The sequence below is a fragment of the Microcoleus sp. LAD1_D3 genome (genome assembly GCF_036702135.1).
Taxonomy (GTDB): domain Bacteria; phylum Cyanobacteriota; class Cyanobacteriia; order Cyanobacteriales; family Microcoleaceae; genus Microcoleus.
In genome coordinates, this window is sequence record NZ_JAUBSB010000014.1 from 17,012 (window position 1) to 32,471 (window position 15,460).

The 15,460-nt window shown below is 47.4% G+C and carries 13 protein-coding genes; 5 read left to right on the forward strand and 8 right to left on the reverse strand.

Annotated features, from left to right (window positions below; translation table 11 throughout):
- Positions 1 to 159: 159 nt before the first annotated feature.
- From QUA74_RS10535 to QUA74_RS10565, 7 genes are all read right to left on the reverse strand, one after another.
- Positions 160 to 555, reverse strand: coding sequence for a nuclease A inhibitor family protein (locus tag QUA74_RS10535; RefSeq protein ID WP_333327820.1), 396 nt, complete (start codon positions 553 to 555; stop codon positions 160 to 162).
- Positions 556 to 721: 166 nt separating this feature from the next.
- Positions 722 to 1,084, reverse strand: coding sequence for a hypothetical protein (locus QUA74_RS10540; protein WP_333327823.1), 363 nt, complete (start codon positions 1,082 to 1,084; stop codon positions 722 to 724).
- A gap of 106 nt (positions 1,085 to 1,190) precedes the next feature.
- Positions 1,191 to 2,834 carry an AAA family ATPase gene (locus QUA74_RS10545; protein WP_333327826.1) on the reverse strand — a complete coding sequence of 548 codons (1,644 nt, stop codon included), beginning with the start codon at positions 2,832 to 2,834 and terminating at the stop codon, positions 1,191 to 1,193.
- A gap of 89 nt (positions 2,835 to 2,923) precedes the next feature.
- On the reverse strand, positions 2,924 to 3,472 hold the full coding sequence (locus QUA74_RS10550) for a hypothetical protein (protein WP_333327829.1): 549 nt from the start codon (positions 3,470 to 3,472) through the stop codon (positions 2,924 to 2,926).
- Positions 3,473 to 4,018: 546 nt separating this feature from the next.
- Positions 4,019 to 7,891 carry a PAS domain-containing protein gene (locus tag QUA74_RS10555; protein WP_445302141.1) on the reverse strand — a complete coding sequence of 1,291 codons (3,873 nt, stop codon included), beginning with the start codon at positions 7,889 to 7,891 and terminating at the stop codon, positions 4,019 to 4,021.
- A 59-nt stretch (positions 7,892 to 7,950) separates the two neighbouring features.
- Positions 7,951 to 8,280, reverse strand: coding sequence for a helix-turn-helix transcriptional regulator (locus QUA74_RS10560; RefSeq protein ID WP_333327834.1), 330 nt, complete (start codon positions 8,278 to 8,280; stop codon positions 7,951 to 7,953).
- Positions 8,281 to 8,602: 322 nt separating this feature from the next.
- Complete coding sequence (locus tag QUA74_RS10565) at positions 8,603 to 8,812, reverse strand: hypothetical protein (protein WP_333327837.1); 210 nt, start codon at positions 8,810 to 8,812, stop codon at positions 8,603 to 8,605.
- An 861-nt stretch (positions 8,813 to 9,673) separates the two neighbouring features.
- Between QUA74_RS10565 and QUA74_RS10570 the strand changes: the two genes are divergently transcribed.
- Positions 9,674 to 9,982, forward strand: a complete 309-nt coding sequence (locus tag QUA74_RS10570; protein ID WP_333327840.1) for a hypothetical protein — start codon at positions 9,674 to 9,676, stop codon at positions 9,980 to 9,982.
- Positions 9,983 to 9,986: 4 nt separating this feature from the next.
- The gene (locus QUA74_RS10575; RefSeq protein WP_333327842.1) at positions 9,987 to 10,145 is read left to right on the forward strand and encodes a hypothetical protein; all 159 of its coding nucleotides are present in this window, start codon (positions 9,987 to 9,989) and stop codon (positions 10,143 to 10,145) included.
- Positions 10,146 to 10,152: 7 nt separating this feature from the next.
- Here QUA74_RS10575 and QUA74_RS10580 read toward each other — a convergent pair whose 3' ends face one another.
- Positions 10,153 to 11,031 carry an IS982 family transposase gene (locus QUA74_RS10580; protein WP_333327845.1) on the reverse strand — a complete coding sequence of 293 codons (879 nt, stop codon included), beginning with the start codon at positions 11,029 to 11,031 and terminating at the stop codon, positions 10,153 to 10,155.
- A 149-nt stretch (positions 11,032 to 11,180) separates the two neighbouring features.
- Here QUA74_RS10580 and QUA74_RS10585 point away from each other — a divergent pair, with 149 nt between their 5' ends.
- From QUA74_RS10585 to QUA74_RS10595, 3 genes are all read left to right on the forward strand, one after another.
- On the forward strand, positions 11,181 to 11,609 hold the full coding sequence (locus QUA74_RS10585; RefSeq protein ID WP_333327847.1) for a hypothetical protein: 429 nt from the start codon (positions 11,181 to 11,183) through the stop codon (positions 11,607 to 11,609).
- Between the two features lie 116 nt (positions 11,610 to 11,725).
- Positions 11,726 to 12,271, forward strand: coding sequence for a hypothetical protein (locus QUA74_RS10590; RefSeq protein ID WP_333327850.1), 546 nt, complete (start codon positions 11,726 to 11,728; stop codon positions 12,269 to 12,271).
- 148 nt (positions 12,272 to 12,419) lie between these two features.
- Entirely contained in the window at positions 12,420 to 15,452 is a 3,033-nt protein-coding gene (locus tag QUA74_RS10595; protein ID WP_333327853.1) for a hypothetical protein, read from the forward strand.
- Positions 15,453 to 15,460 lie beyond the last annotated feature (8 nt).

Sequence of the window (15,460 nt, forward strand, 5' to 3'; positions counted from 1 at the left end):
CAATAAAATTCCTATCATAACCAAACAGTAAAGAGAAGCAAGCCAACTAAATAGTGTGCCGATCGTGCTCATATTACAATATCTCTTCCTGAGTCTAATTATGGTTTCTACGTAACTCAATAATTAACAAACAATCATAGTTCATCCTGTCTGTTGCAATCAAGTCTCTACCAATTTCGTAGACAGCCCCGCCCAATCGCCAGCGGGAGTCATCCCGACGATATAGACATCAATCTCAATGCTGCCAACTCGGTAAACCTGCAACTGGGAAAGGTTTTGCTTTAGGATGCTCACCAAGTTCTGAAAGCGCTTCGCCGTTTCCCGTTCCTCCTGGTCGTGCCAATCTTCTTCAGCAGTGGGGGTAGCGAAGAACTTATCGACTGTCACTACTTCGACTGAAGCATCGGGTGGGTGTCCGGTTAGTTGCAAGAGTTTCGCCGGGGTGAGTTCTCCTTGTGCCGGCCAATGAATGATTTCAAAGGGAGCGTCGGATTCGCTGAGGAAAAGCAAGCCTTTGGAAGCTTGTTGGAGTTGGGTGGCGATCGAGTCGGTCATGGTAGCGGTGGTTCATCAGCTTTACTGTGATTGTACAGTTGGTGTCGGCTGAAACTAAAGACTTTTTGACCGATTCGGATATTCGTGGCAGGTTAAGAGCGGTAAGGGTTTGCCACCCCGAATCTCAGTAATTCTTAATCGATCATTTCAAAATCATCGATCGCCCTCAATCTCCTTCAACTTCCACCTGCAACTCATACACCCTCAAACTCGGATGTTCGCCAATCAGCCGCCAGCCATATCCCTCTACCGTTGGGGTAGGTCGCGCTCCTTGGCGGTACAGGAATATCGGCTCGTTTCTCATCAATGCCGTGAATATCTCCCGCTCTCTGTCTTTGCCATCATCCCAGATGAGGTGAGCTTTGCCGAAGTAGCCCGCACCCATCAAACTAGCAAAGAGCCATTCCATCAGGGCTTGCTGCTGTTCCTGGGTCAGCGTGGATTCACCGTAGGTGTCGATTATGGGTGTTTTGGATTTGGGCTTGAGTGATGCGATGAGGGCGGTGGCGAGGTTGAGGTACTTTTTCATTGGTCGGTGGAGATGCGTCTGCTTCTTAGTATGTGATCGCTGTGACTTACAAGCGAAACCTAATTATGGTTAAAAATAATTCTCCCACTCGGTTAATTTTTTATCTCTAACCAATTAGAGTTGGAGTATACTTTTTCAGTCCCGATACAATAGCATTTTTATAGTCACTACATAACAATCTCACAATTTGTTGTTGGTATTCTCCAGATATTAAACCAAAACAATGCGAAATTAGAGAAGGTAAACCTTTATTATTGTAAAGGAGAAGAGCTTTCGTATAATCCTTCGATTCAATAACGCTTTTGTACAAGCTCAAGTTATTCTCGTAAATTTCATGAGGATCAATAGAAACTACTAAATCCTCAAAAGTTTTTACGAAGGAAGTTTTTTCTCTACATTTTTTTTTATTAAACCTATTTAACTTGAATTCAATTTCTGATGCAGAACGTTGTGCTGCTTGATATTCTAGATCTTTTTCTAATTGATTAATAACAAAGTTGGCAACTTGCTGACAAGTATCGAGCGGGTTACGACCGAGAACAATAGCAACTACTTCTAATAGTTCAGGAACACACAGAATATTCTCGACTTCAGCTACGTTCAATGGAAGTATATTAAATTTTTTCCAAGCATCAATCTGATCTTGATGTCTGTAGTCCATATCAATGATACCAAAAGCTTCAACATGATGAAGGGCTGAGTTGTCTCGCATAGCTTTAGTTGCTTCAATTATTTTCTCACAGCCACCACGAGGCATTATCAAAAATTCTGGATATACCGCTTCATAAATTTTGTAATCTAAACCCCCTTTATCACTTTCGACGAAGATAACTTTTTTCCTACTTCCTAAAATCTCTAATAAAACTGGTTCTGGTAAAGCTTCAGTTTTTGGAACTTCATCCCAGTTCCATTGGTTACCATCGTAACTTTTGAGCCATATTTTTTTAGCACCTACTCTAGAAGCGGCAAAATCAACGTCATGGGTAATATAAACGAATAGGCAGTTAGGTTGTGCTTCCTCAATTTTTGACCAAAGTTTGCTCATTAAGGATTTGTGAAGGTGAACTTCAGGTTCATCGACAATTACAATCGAATCAGGCGGTACGCATAGGCATTGCGCCATTAAATAGAGAGCTACCCGTTCTCCATCACTCATTTCTCTTCCCTGATAGACATTATTGCCCGAAATTAAAACAGTGATTTTTCCATCTTCAACAACCAGTTCTCTATGGGGTAAAATATCTTTCCAAATATTCAGCAATATTTCATCAGGCGAATTTGGTATTTCAGGGCGCTCATTCTTACCTTCACGTTCCATTTCTCTAATACGTTTAGCTAGTTGACTATCTCTTTGATATTTTTTAGCAAAAAGGAGAGCAAGCGCTCTTTCATAGTCATTTAGTGGAACCGTTACACTCAAGTTAGGGCGCTGATTACTTAACCACCGGTGAACCATCTTCGTTTGAAGTAGCCCCCCCCAAGCTTGGGGATCTTGGCTAGTACCCAACAGTAATTCCTTTTCGGCTTGCTCTAAACTCTTCAATTGCACATATTCCGGGAAATCCAGCGACTTTTGGGCTGAAATCCTGTGAACTTTCTGAGGATTCGACTGATTTTGCTCTATCCACAAACCCAGCCTGCTTTTCCCAGCACCATTAGCTCCTATGATTACCACTGGCTCGCCACAAACTAAAATTTCAGGTTGAGTGTTTGCCTGTTTAGGAGGAAGTATCAATTTTTGGTTCAACATTACAAATAAAATAGATAGGTAAGCTAATTGCCAATTTAGATATATTAATGCAATTATTCCTAAATTTTAACGTGTGATTTTTATGGATTTTACTTACCGAAAGGCTGCCCCCACCACTGCCAACACTCCTTATTAAATGGCGATCGCCACTTGTAGATAAGCTCTGACTCTAGTTGCAGCCGCTGTTTGCGGTTACTCGGGGCTCCGTACCAAAATGCAATAGCTACACTCACATCCAGGGAGTAGCGGCGGTGCAGTTCGATGTAATTTTCAATGTACTTATGACAATCGTGGTGCATCCACCGCTGTTTGGGAGTGCGGTGTGTTTCTCCCACATACAGCAGCAAGGGAAGCGCGTTATCGATGACGAAGTAGAGGCAAGTGCGATCGCCCCAATCCGGTTTCTCACAAAATGAGAGATTGTGCAATTGCAGGGCAAACGGGTCTATATCGTGGGGTTCACAAGGATTTACTGCTAGCTCGAATAGACTTCCCTGTCGCGGTTGTGGCGCACTTTCAGATTGTTGGTGTTCAAAAATGCGTTGTTTCCAAGAATACAAAGCCTCGGAACTCATCGTTAGTTGAGGAGATTTAGCGGAGCTGGGTTTGGGTTGCGGAAAAAGTTCGAGTTGCTGCACAGATTTTAAGATTGTTGGACGATCGCTGCTGTAAAATGTATGCTTAATAAAATTCTGCCAAACGCCACGCTCCCGGTAGCAATATCTCCAAATATCGCACTGATACTATCACACTTATTCTGAGCCAGGATTAACTGCAACTGAGCCTGCAATCATCCATCACGACCAGGATTATTTGCAACTGAAATCGCTGGTCACATCAAACAACCTCACGCCCGCCAATTCAGCCTTAAGCGACCTAATCAATTGCGTCCGACGCAATCGTCTGGGCTTTTCGTCGGTCTCTTGTCACGTCCCATCAAAATCAACCGCAACTGATAAGTAGGTCGGCGCGAAAAAACCTAACTATGTTAAAAACAGTCTTCAACTAGCCCAGAAATTAGAAAAAGAGCGTTCTATTAAACTAAGTCCCGATCGATTAAGACAGATACTAAAAAAAAAGGGTTTATTGGGAAACGAGCCAGGAAGAGTCACAAAGGAAAACAAGAAGCCGTAGTAGGAAAAATCAAGTAATTTGAGAGCAAAGCGGCGTTTAGTTTGCCTGATTTAGCCTGATGATAGTAATTCGGTGACGATCGCAACCACTGCATCTAGGTCAATAGGTTTGGCAAGGTGACGTTGAAAGCCTGCGGCAATCGCCTGCTTTATATCCATCTCTCCAGCATAGGCAGTCAAGGCGATCGCTGGAATTTGTCCGCCTTGCTCAACCGGCAGGCTACGAATGTGACGCATCAGCATATAGCCATCCATTTCGGGCATCCCAATATCACTGACAACGATCTCTGGAACCGCTTGGGAAAATGCTTGCAGTGCTTTAGTTGCAGAGCCAACGCTGGTGACGATCGCCCCCGCTTGTTCTAGAACAAACGCCACCAACTCCCGTGAGTCTGCCTCATCATCCACAACTAAGACATGAATGCCGCTTAAATCTCCGGTTGAGTCGGATGGCTGCTCGATCGCTGGCAATTCATGAAAGCGAGACGCAAGCGGAATGCGAACTGTAAACTTAGCCCCCAGTCCTTCACCCTGGCTCTCAACCGCGACTCTTCCCCCGTGCAGTTCCACAATTTGCCGCACGATCGCCAGTCCTAATCCCAAGCCGCCAAATTTGCGAGTGATAGCTCCATCTTCTTGCCGGAAATGCTCGAAGACGTATGGCAGGAAGTCAGAGCGAATGCCTTTTCCAGTATCAGTAACTTGAATTTCAGCGTGGGTTCCATCCACAGATAGAGTAACAGTGACTTGTCCCCGGTGAGGTGTGAATTTGACTGCGTTAGACAACAGATTCCAGATTACCTGCTGCAACCGTCCAGCATCGCCCATGACGATGCCAAGACTGGGTAAAGTCTTTGTATAAATTTGAATAGCTTTCGCTTCTGCGGCCAAGCGAACCGTTTCCAGGGCTTCTGAGATGACGTTACTCAGATCGACGGGCAACACGGTTAAAAGTAGTTTGCCGCGCAAAATCCGAGAGATGTCAAGTAGATCGTCAATCAGTTGCACCTGAAGTCGGGCGTTACGCTCGATCGTCTCTAATGCCGTTGTGGTTTTTGCCGCGTTCAGTTTTCCCTGCTGCAATAGTTTGGACCAACCCAGAATCGGATTGAGTGGCGATCGTAATTCATGGGACAGCACCGCCAAAAACTCATCTTTGATGCGGTTGGCGCGATCGGCAGCTTCTCGTGCAGCTTGTTCTTGCGCCAGCATTTGTTCCAGTTCAGTTTCAGCTTGCTTTTGCTTCGTGATATCGCGGGAAATTGCTAAAAGTTGCGTCACTTGTCCAGTGGTATTCCGCACGGGTGTGATAATAATGTCCCAACACTTCAGGGTGCCTTTGTAAGTGGGAAAATAGCCTTGCAACTGACCTGTATTGCCTGCTTTGGCAGCCGCGATCGCAACCTTGGCATTTTCATATTCTTCGCCTTGCCAGAAATCAACCCAGCAGGCGTTCAGAACGAGCGTCGGATCGTCAATTTCCAAAAGGCACAACCCGCCTGGATTGATATAGACGATTTCGCTATCGAGCGTTAAGACTTTAATGCAATCTTGGCTACTTTGCAGTATGCGTTGCTTTAGCTCTTCACTCTCTCGCAAGGCTGCTTCGGCGTGCGCGCGTTCGACTGCCGCCCAAGTGCGCTCGGCCACTTCTTCCGTCAGGGAAACCTCGTCCAGTGTCCAAGCTCGTGGCTCCGATGTGTGGACTGCCAGCCCAGCTACGAACTCGCCCTCCTTGACCAGGGGTATGCCGATGTGAGCACCAACCTGAATCGCGGCGTAGACCGATCGCTGATCTGGGGACAGGTTAGGATCGGCTGCCACATCGGACACGGACACGGCGCAACCAGTGCGGAAGGCTGCGAGCAGCTTGGGGCCGGACGAATCAATGGGGTAGTTGCCAGCGAGTGGTTCGGCTCCGTTAACATAATCACGCTCAACGACGTAATCAGTGCCACGAACCTCGAAGTACACCACACGGTTCGCGCCGAGATATTCGCCAAGTACGCGGCTGGCCGTAGCTTGAATCTCGACTGGATCGGCAAGCGGACGCAGCGCGTCAGCGAGAGAGACGCGGAAAGCATTAAATTCAACGTTTCGCCGCAAAAGTTCTTCTGCCCGTTTGCGCTCGCTAATATCTTTGAAGACAATCGCCACTTTTCGCGCTTGGGCTTCACCCGTGCGACAGGCATACACCTCGAACCAACGGTTCAGTGCTTTAGCATAATTCTCAAACTGAAGCGGTTCGCCCGTTATCGCGATTCTGCCATAAATTTCAAACCAATGCTTTTCATGATCTGGGGCGAGTTCCAGCATCCGCTTGCCCACTGCTTGCACCAATCCTGATTGTTGTTCAAACGACGGATTGACTTCTAAAAAGCGGTAGTCAATCGCGCGATCGTCTTTATCAAACAGCATCTCGATGACGCAAAAGCCATCGCCTATCGACTCAAACAGCGTCCGGTAGCGTTCTTCGGATTGACGCAGGCGATCGGCAGTTTGAATTTGCTCGGTAACATTCTTGAAATAAACGGTGATACCGTTTGGGGCGGGGTAGGTGCGAACTTCGTACCAGCGATCGTGATCCGGGTAAAACGCGGTCATTGAGGCAGCCACGCGATCGCGCATTGCACTCCAGTAAACCTGCGCCCACTCATTGCCAACCAATCCTGGATACTCTTCCCACAAATTCTTGCCAACTAAATAGCCTGGAGTGCGATCGATCAGTGCCCCGGCGGAGTGATTGACGTAGGTGAACTGCCAGTTTTCATCCAAAGCAAAGAAGGCTTCAGCGATGCTCTCTAGAATATTCCGGCTCTTCTCCTCGCTTTGGCGCAAAGCTTGTTCTACCAGTTTGCGATCGGTGATGTCTCGCGTCGCGCCTGCCACTGCTTCTACTGCACCATCTGCGCCCAAAAGCGGTACAAAAATGTATTCATAGGCGCGTGTGCCAATTGCGCTAGTGTAGGGCGTTTCATCCTTAATCGGCTGGCGGGTCTTGATGACTTGTTGAATTTGTTGCTGAAGTCGGGTCGCTAAATCGGTGGGATAATCTAGCTCAAAAAAGGTCTTTCCCAAAGCTTCATCTGCTGTTTTCTGCCAAAGATTGAGCAACGCCGGACTGACATACGTGAAACGTCCTGACAGATCGAAGGTGTAAATAAAATCGGGAATTGCAGCAACGATGGCATCGAACTTTCGCAGTTGCCGTTCGAGTTCGGTGCGACTCTCAAGCGAAACGGCTTCAGCATGAGCACGTTCAACGGCTGCCCAGGTCTGCTCTGCGGTTTCTTCAACTCGTTTGATCTCGTCTTCTGTCCACTGGCGAGGGTTTGCCTGATGCACCGCCAGCAACGCGACGAATTGCTCGTTCTTGATCAGCGGCACATCAATATGCGCGGCAATATCGATCGCTTGATAACTTGTCTTCTGGCTGGCTGTGTATTTAGGGTAGTTTGCCACATCAGGAACGATCGCCGTTCGCCCCGCGAGATGATCGTCTGTCAGGTTGCGTCCGAAGTCTTCCAGATCGTAAAGCCCGCTCAGTTCGGCAACATTGTTCGCGTAGTTTTTATGAACGATGACTTCCTTACCGCCTGGTAACACTTCAACATAAATGACGCGGCTTGCGCCTAGAGACTCGCCCAGAATGCGGGCTGCGATCGCCTGAATCTCATTAGCATCTGTCAGCGGGCGCAGTGCATTGGTGAGCTTGACTCGAAACGCATCGGCCCCGGCAGCTTGACGTAAGGCGGCTGTTTGAGTGCGGTGCTGCGACAGATCGGATTCTAGCGCCGTCTTTTCTGGCGGGCTGGCTCGATCGAGTTCTGTCAACAGGATCTGCACAGCCGTTTTCAGGCTGTCTGACCAGGTTTCGACCGCCCCCAGCGGCGTTTGCGACCAGTTGTGCGATCGCATCAGCATCGCCGTCGCGCTATCGCCTGCAAATAAGTTTTTAGGATTGGCCCCCTCTACTGCATCACTCACACACCCTGCCTCTCTGAAAAATACTGAGCGAAAAGCTTTTTGCTGCCCTCTCGAACGACGCTTGAAGATGATTGGCCCAATTCCGCAACCAGCGTCCGAATTTGCTTTAATGCTAAAGGGGAGGGTTGAATCCGTTTATTTTCCCAACGATTAATCGTCTCGTAAGCAACACCCAGCGATTCTCCGAGTTGCACTTGGGTCAGTTGGGTTAGTTGCCGAAGTTCACGAATAAGATGGCTAACCTCTGGTTGCACCAGTACAACAGATTGTTTGGACACCGAACTTTTAGAAGATTTCATACAGTTTAAATACATGACATCTGTCATATTCAATATCCGCCAAAAAGTAAGCAGACTGATCTCCCTTAAGAAGGAGTTCTTAAACCCCATCGACCGTCTTGTACTTACGGGATGTCTAGATTCGCTGCTTGTATTGATTGAATCTCGCCGAACTTAAACAAATTTTGAGCCCAAAAAGAGCATGGAACTAGCTTTATAGAACCCATGTTGAACCTTTTCATAAAAAATAAGGCGAACAAACAAGCCGTTTTACATAACTCAATAGCCACAAGACGATAAATCAGGAGGCAATGCCGACTAAAGATTGAAAATCCCTATGGCACAAGGCTTACAGTTAGAGCAATAGATCTCAAATGGGTTCTATAGCGTTAGGGTCACAGGGATTTGGCGCTAACTCGAATAGACTTCCCTGTTGCGGTTGGTCAGCGCCTTCAGATTGTTGGTGTTCAAAAATGCGTTGTTTCCAGCTCTTTAGCGCCTCACAACTCATCGTTAGTTGAGGAGATTTAGCATAGCTAGGTTTGGGGTGAAATTCCGAGAAAAGTTCGAGTTGTGGCACGGCTTCAAAAGATTAGTTGGACGATCGCTGCTGTAAAGTTTAGCTCACTGAAATTCTGCCAAACACCACGCTCCCGGTAGTAATGTCTCCAAATATGGAACTGGCTACTGTCACAATTATACCAAACTGATGACCGTGATTCTTTAAAAAACTAGAGAATTCATGAATGGAAATCAGGAGAATTTGGAAATTCTGTCACAGATTCTTTAGCTTTTCGATGTAAATGAAGGTTTATTTAGCCGAGTTTCGGAAACCGTCGCCTTCACCTTGCCTATCTATTCGATCGATTCTTAGCTCTTCATAACAAATCGAACCAAATCACAGCAATTTATAAAGAAATGCTACGTCAGCTTTTGCGCTTCTTACGAGCTAACAATCCAGGGCAAAAGAAAACCATTATGCTTCGCTTTGGGGTGATGATGTTTTTGCTCTTTAACTATGAGAATCTATCAGCATATAAAATTGCAGAATCTGTTTAACTACTGACCACTGACCTCTCATTCTACTGGGAGGTCAGAACTCATACTAACCCTCAAACACATGGCAAGAGATTTAAGTGCTTACAATGTACCAGCCAACTGCTGCTATTCCTGCCCGTTTGGTGGGAAGAAACCGATGGCGCTATGCGCCCCGCAAGCTACGAACTATCCCCCGAGCGACTGACTTATTATTACGACCAACTCCTCAATAGCGGCTCCCAGCACTTATGCCATAGCGCAGAAAAAACTATTTGCCGAGGCGGACGTACTATCCAACTCCGATGGTTTTGTTTGATTGGTATCATTGAAGAACCTACCGATGAAGCTTTCAATCAAGCTGTTGCAGAAATTGAATTGAAGAGAAACAAAAACGATAGAAACAATGGAAAAACAGAAAACATTTCAGAAACACATTGATTTGTTTCTGAAACCCAAAGATTGTTTCTTCTTGTACAATCCCTCTAATTGGTGTCCGGGCTGGGCGATTGGTCAAATTGAGCTTCCTATTCCTACTAGCTATTCCCGCTGCTTGACTTTGGTTCGGGATGCTGAAGGTGGCTGCCATTGGGTTTCCGCTAAAAATGTTGCCATTCGCGGGGGCAATCATCGTCAAACTTACCTTTTCGATACTTACGCAGCAAATGCTTTCGATTGGGCAAAAATCAACAGTTTCAGTGCAATTGTCTGGTGATTCTATGGAAACCTTAAAAATTACTCAAGAACACATTACTTGGTTTACTGAACCAAAAGACTGTTTCTTTTACTATGGAAACCATTGGTGTCCCGGTTGGGCAGTTGGGGCAATTGAACTTCCGATCGTTCCCTGTTACTCCCGTTCCTTTACCTTAACGTGAGTTCGGGTTAAGCAGAACAGAGCAAGTTTTTATCCATGGCGATTCCTGGCTTTTTGGGTTGATGGCAATAAGCAATCAACCCACAGATAATATTGACAAAGCAGTTAACGGGGGAACGATGTCGGGAATGCTCAATCTGAGAAATATTCTTTAACTGGTCAATAACAGTCTCAACAACAGCACGTTTTCGTAACAGCAGACGATCACTCAAAGACATCAAACGTTGTTTCATATTGCGTTTGAGTTTAGTAATCACTTGCACACCGACGCTTGCCATCAATTCCTCAAACATTTTTTTGGAGATGTAACCCTTGTCAGCAAACACTTTGCCAAACAGATGTTGCAACAAGTCAGGCACAGGTTTTCGGTCGTCTACATTACCAGGCGTAACTTGAAAGTTAAGTAACTCGCCTTGATCGTTGATGACTAGATGTAACTTTAAACCAAAGAACCAATCGACAGAGGTTTTCCCGCGAGCAGCGACATCTTTAAACACTTTGTGCTGGCTGATCCTGCGGTTATGACAGACTTTCAGGCAAGTGGAATCCATGAAGCTAATTCCTGTGCAAGCACCAAAGCAAGAGCCCAGATACGCGCATAGGGGGACGAGTGTATCCGGGACCCATTCAATGAAGCGATTATAACTAACCAACTTGGGAAAATGGCTCTGCCATTGGGTTTGGACTCGTTCAAGGTAATAACTTTTGAAATTCCGGTAATACGACTGGTGAAACCCGATCAGAATAGTCATAATTTCACTCAAGCATAAGCTGCGCTTGCGTTGGCGCACTTGCAAATCATGACCTATCAGTTGACTTTGCCATTGATGTTCAAAAACTTGGCAGAAGTCATCGACCGAGCAAAATAGTTCTTCTACAGTAGGCATAAGGCAATCCAGGTTACTTGGTTGGTTGGTACCTCTAGGCTACCTGTTTTGCCCCTTTTTTGGTTTTTCCTTATCCCGAACTCACGTTACCTTAGTTCGAGATTGTACTGGCGAAAGTCATTGGTTTTCTGCCAACAAGGTTTTGTTTCGTGGTGACAATCATTTATTCGACAGTTACATCGGAAACAGTTTCGATTGGGCAAGAATTCACACTTTCCAGCCTCTGGTTTCCTAACTTCTTACCCGACAGCAGCGGTTTACCAGTTCGCTACTGGTTTTTTATGTCAAACTCCCCCGTTTCCAACACTAATGCTGATTCACTTTCTTTAGTTCAGCACAGATTTGTTATCTGTTACGCCTATTATTCGATCGCTGCTGCTACCGAACATGGTAGTATTCTGTTCTTGGCTAATTATGAAACTCCTGAATGGATTACTGATTTTGAAGAAGCCTATTTCTTTGATACTAAGGAAAAAGCCGAAAAAGTAGTTACGACGTTACAGGACAACTTTAAAGTTAATAATTTTCCCAAAGATTCTGTCTCTATTATTTTAGTTAATTGGTCAGAGTCCGTTTAACATTTTTGGCTTTTATCTCTATAACAAATGGGGATAAAAGTCAACTTTTTGGTGTATAAACTCAAAAATAGAAAAGGGATATAAGCTAAAAAATAATTTATTAGTTGATTACTGACATGGTGTTAACAGCAGGACTAGCCACAAAACTACTGCGCCAAACGATCGCCGATTACAATTTCTGGCCTCAATCCGAAGGCGACTCATTGTTGTCAATTAAAAGAGGGAAGCAGCCATTTGATGACGTAGCTATTCTCGCCAGAGATGCTTCAATGCGGAGAGCTGCCATCAAGGCGCTGAATCCCGAAGCCCCTACTTACAAACCTCCGGCAAATCGGGCAATTTCTTATCAAACCCTTGATGAACTCTTCCAGCCTTTGATTAGAAATGCGCTGACCGAGTTGGCGACAGTTACTCAGAATCAAGGGTTGACAATGGACGGAACTGTTCCGGCAGAGGCGGTTTTTGGCATTTTAATGCCGATCGAAGCTATCGAATATCTGACTGAACTTTACCAAGTTTTCAGCCAGTTACAGAATCCCAAAGTTATCCGGGTTTCTGATGATGCTAGTCCCACTCCCGACGCTTACACCAGTCTGATGATTGTCGGAGAGTCAATGGAACTTGAGGTTATTATCGCTCAGACTCTTTTGATTCAGACCTGATTCCCCACCAAACGCGGGATTGTTAAGCGCGAAACCCCAATTCTTCTCTCTCAAAGCTAGTTTCAGCCTTGCTTCAGTAATCTCTTTCTTGGTACGCCGATGCCAAGAAAGGGATTGTTTGTCTATCAAATTTTAGGCGGTTAAGCTAATGCCAATTAGAATCACATCTCCCACTCAACCCAGCATTCAAGTCGGAGGATTGCCCTATTCTCTCCCCGTTACAGCAGTCACTGACACTAACACCAATACCGATGTTCGTTTCAAATTGAATGGTGTAGTTGTTGGGACAGATACCACAGCCACAAATGTAGGAACTACTGCTGCACCTATCTATCAATTTGGAATGTCGATTCCAATTAATACCGCAGGTGTTCACCTAATTGAAGTCGAGGATATTTCTGGAACAGCTCCAGTTACAGTTCGATCGACCGCTCAAATCAATTTTGAAGTCAAGGTCAATGCTCCAACAATTGCCTTACGCGCTCCTGTTCTTTACTCAGGACAAACTGTAGTAGTTGCTGATGTAGCATATCCGCCAACTAACTCTTTTGTCCGTTTCACTCTCAATGGCACAATTATCAAAGAATCTCCTTGGATTCCATTCGAGACAGCCATCACACAAAATGGAACTCTACGCGCTGATTTGATGGTTGGCACGAGTGTTGTTGCGACCGCTTCTCGGGATGTTACTCTTATTCCTCCAGAGCCGGCAATCGTTGGGCCACAAGGTCCGATCGGCTTAACCGGTCCGGCTGGTCCGATCGGGCCTCAAGGCATTCCCGGCGAAAAAGGCGATCGTGGTGATGTTGGTCAGCCTGGAACTCCCGGCGCAACAGGCGCAACAGGTAATCCTGGCGCTCAAGGGATTCAGGGAATTCCGGGAAATCCCGGCGCGAATGGTGCAGATGGTATGCCCGGTGCAGCAGGTGCACCCGGTGCGATCGGTCCTGCTGGTGCTGTCGGCCCGCAAGGTATTAAAGGTGATCCAGGAAATCCCGGCGCGGATGGTCAACCCGGTGCAGTAGGTGCGATCGGGCCGGCTGGTGAAACAGGAGCACCAGGTCAGAAAGGCGATCAAGGAATTGCCGGCACTGCTGGCGCGACTGGTGCGATCGGTCCGATCGGCCCGAAAGGTGATCAAGGAAATCCGGGTGTTGATGGCGTAGCAGGTTCTCCCGGTGTAGCCGGTGAAAAAGGCGAAGCAGGCAGTCAAGGAATTCAAGGCATTCAAGGTTTGACGGGCCCGGCTGGTAGTCCAGGGCCTCAAGGAAATCCAGGCATTCAAGGTGAACCGGGCGAACGTGGTTTACCAGGCACCCCCGGCGCAACTGGTGGTGAAGGTTTACAGGGTCAGCCTGGGATTGCCGGCCCGCAAGGCGAGAAAGGCGATATTGGTAATCCAGGCATCCCTGGCGTTCCCGGTGAGAAAGGCGATCGAGGCGATCAAGGTCTAGTTGGCGCTACTGGCTCTCAAGGAAATCCAGGCTTAACCGGCCCACAAGGCAGTCCCGGAATTCAAGGTGAACGTGGCGATCAAGGAATTCCCGGTGATATGGGCGCAACCGGCCCGGCAGGTTTAACCGGCCCGCAAGGCGCTCCCGGCATAAAAGGCGATCGAGGTGATCAAGGCATTCCCGGCACAGTCGGCCCTGCTGGTGATATTGGTTTAACTGGCCCGCAAGGTCAAAAAGGCGATCGTGGCGATCAAGGCATCGCTGGCGACATGGGTTCTGTCGGCCCGATTGGTTTGACAGGGCCACAGGGTTCTAAAGGCGATCGTGGCGATCAAGGAATTCCCGGCGATATTGGCGCTACAGGTTCGATCGGTTTGACGGGCCCGCAAGGTCAAAAAGGCGATCGAGGTGATCAAGGAATTGCTGGCGATATGGGCGCTACTGGCGCTACTGGCCCGATCGGTTTAACCGGCCCCGCAGGTCCAAAAGGCGATCGCGGTGATCAAGGAATTGCAGGCGAAATGGGTTCGCAAGGTTTGCAAGGTAATCCCGGCACTCCCGGCGAACGTGGACAGCAAGGAATTCAAGGTATACCGGGTGATATCGGCCCGACTGGTCAAATGGGGCCGGCTGGTGCAACTGGACCACAAGGTGCAACAGGCGCACAAGGTTCTCAAGGGCGACCCGGCTTGATTTGGCGTGGAAATTGGAGCCCAACATTCCAATACGCCATGTTTGATGCTGTTGCCTATAACGGAAGCAGTTATATTGCCACCGGCCCGAGTTTGAATAATCCACCGCCGTCGATCTTCTGGACTTTGGGAGCTAAACAAGGCGATCAAGGTTTGCAAGGACTTCCGGGAGCTAAAGGTGACACAGGAGCGATCGGCCCAACTGGTTCAACTGGCGCTCAAGGAATTCAAGGTGCAACTGGTTCCGCTGGAGCACAAGGGCCGACTGGACTCAAAGGTGACACTGGTTCAACAGGTGCAACCGGAGCTACTGGCGCGACTGGTGCGACTGGTGCGACTGGAGCGCAAGGAAATCCAGGTGTCGCTGGTGCAACTGGTGCGATCGGTCCTAAAGGTGATGTTGGGGCGACTGGTGCAACTGGTGCGATCGGCCCTAAAGGTGATACTGGAGCGCAAGGAATTCCCGGCGCTGCGGGTGCAACTGGTGCTAGAGGTGAAGCCGGAGCTACTGGTGCAACTGGTGCAACTGGCGCTGCGGGAACTCAGGGTGTTATGGGCCCGAAAGGTGCAACTGGTGATACTGGTGCAGCGGGCGCTCAGGGAATTCAAGGCGTTGCTGGACCAACTGGACCAACTGGAGCTACAGGAGCTACGGGTGCAACTGGCGCTACTGGACCAGCCGGGCCAGCAGGCATTGTTTGGTCAGCACCAATTTCTTTGCCTTTATCGTGGAACGTAACAGGCAATGTAACCTATCAAACCTGTGGCAAATTAGTTCGAGTTAACGTAGATGTGCTTATCCAATACGCCAACATTTCCGGCATGATTATCTGTGGAAATATGCCAGCTACTGTCTTTAACACCTGGTTCCATTCCACAGCAATGATTTTCAAGCCTGACTTAACAATTGCTGCTACTGGTCAATGGGGATTGATGAGATTCCAACCAAATAACCGAGATTTGGCTCTTATGTTTGACAAAATCGTGAACGAACAAGTCCGATGCGTCAGCAATTTCATCATGGCAGTTAACTAAGAAAAACC

What these genes read in the sequence shown, in the direction of transcription:
- QUA74_RS10535 (WP_333327820.1), bottom strand. Translation starts at nt 555, where the DNA reads ATGACCGACTCGATCGCCACCCAACTCCAACAAGCTTCCAAAGGCTTG.
- QUA74_RS10540 (WP_333327823.1), bottom strand. Translation starts at nt 1,084, where the DNA reads ATGAAAAAGTACCTCAACCTCGCCACCGCCCTCATCGCATCACTCAAG.
- QUA74_RS10545 (WP_333327826.1), bottom strand. Translation starts at nt 2,834, where the DNA reads ATGTTGAACCAAAAATTGATACTTCCTCCTAAACAGGCAAACACTCAA.
- QUA74_RS10555 (WP_445302141.1), bottom strand. Translation starts at nt 7,891, where the DNA reads ATGCTGATGCGATCGCACAACTGGTCGCAAACGCCGCTGGGGGCGGTC.
- QUA74_RS10560 (WP_333327834.1), bottom strand. Translation starts at nt 8,280, where the DNA reads ATGACAGATGTCATGTATTTAAACTGTATGAAATCTTCTAAAAGTTCG.
- QUA74_RS10570 (WP_333327840.1), top strand. Translation starts at nt 9,674, where the DNA reads ATGGAAAAACAGAAAACATTTCAGAAACACATTGATTTGTTTCTGAAA.
- QUA74_RS10575 (WP_333327842.1), top strand. Translation starts at nt 9,987, where the DNA reads ATGGAAACCTTAAAAATTACTCAAGAACACATTACTTGGTTTACTGAA.
- QUA74_RS10580 (WP_333327845.1), bottom strand. Translation starts at nt 11,031, where the DNA reads ATGCCTACTGTAGAAGAACTATTTTGCTCGGTCGATGACTTCTGCCAA.
- QUA74_RS10590 (WP_333327850.1), top strand. Translation starts at nt 11,726, where the DNA reads ATGGTGTTAACAGCAGGACTAGCCACAAAACTACTGCGCCAAACGATC.
- QUA74_RS10595 (WP_333327853.1), top strand. Translation starts at nt 12,420, where the DNA reads ATGCCAATTAGAATCACATCTCCCACTCAACCCAGCATTCAAGTCGGA.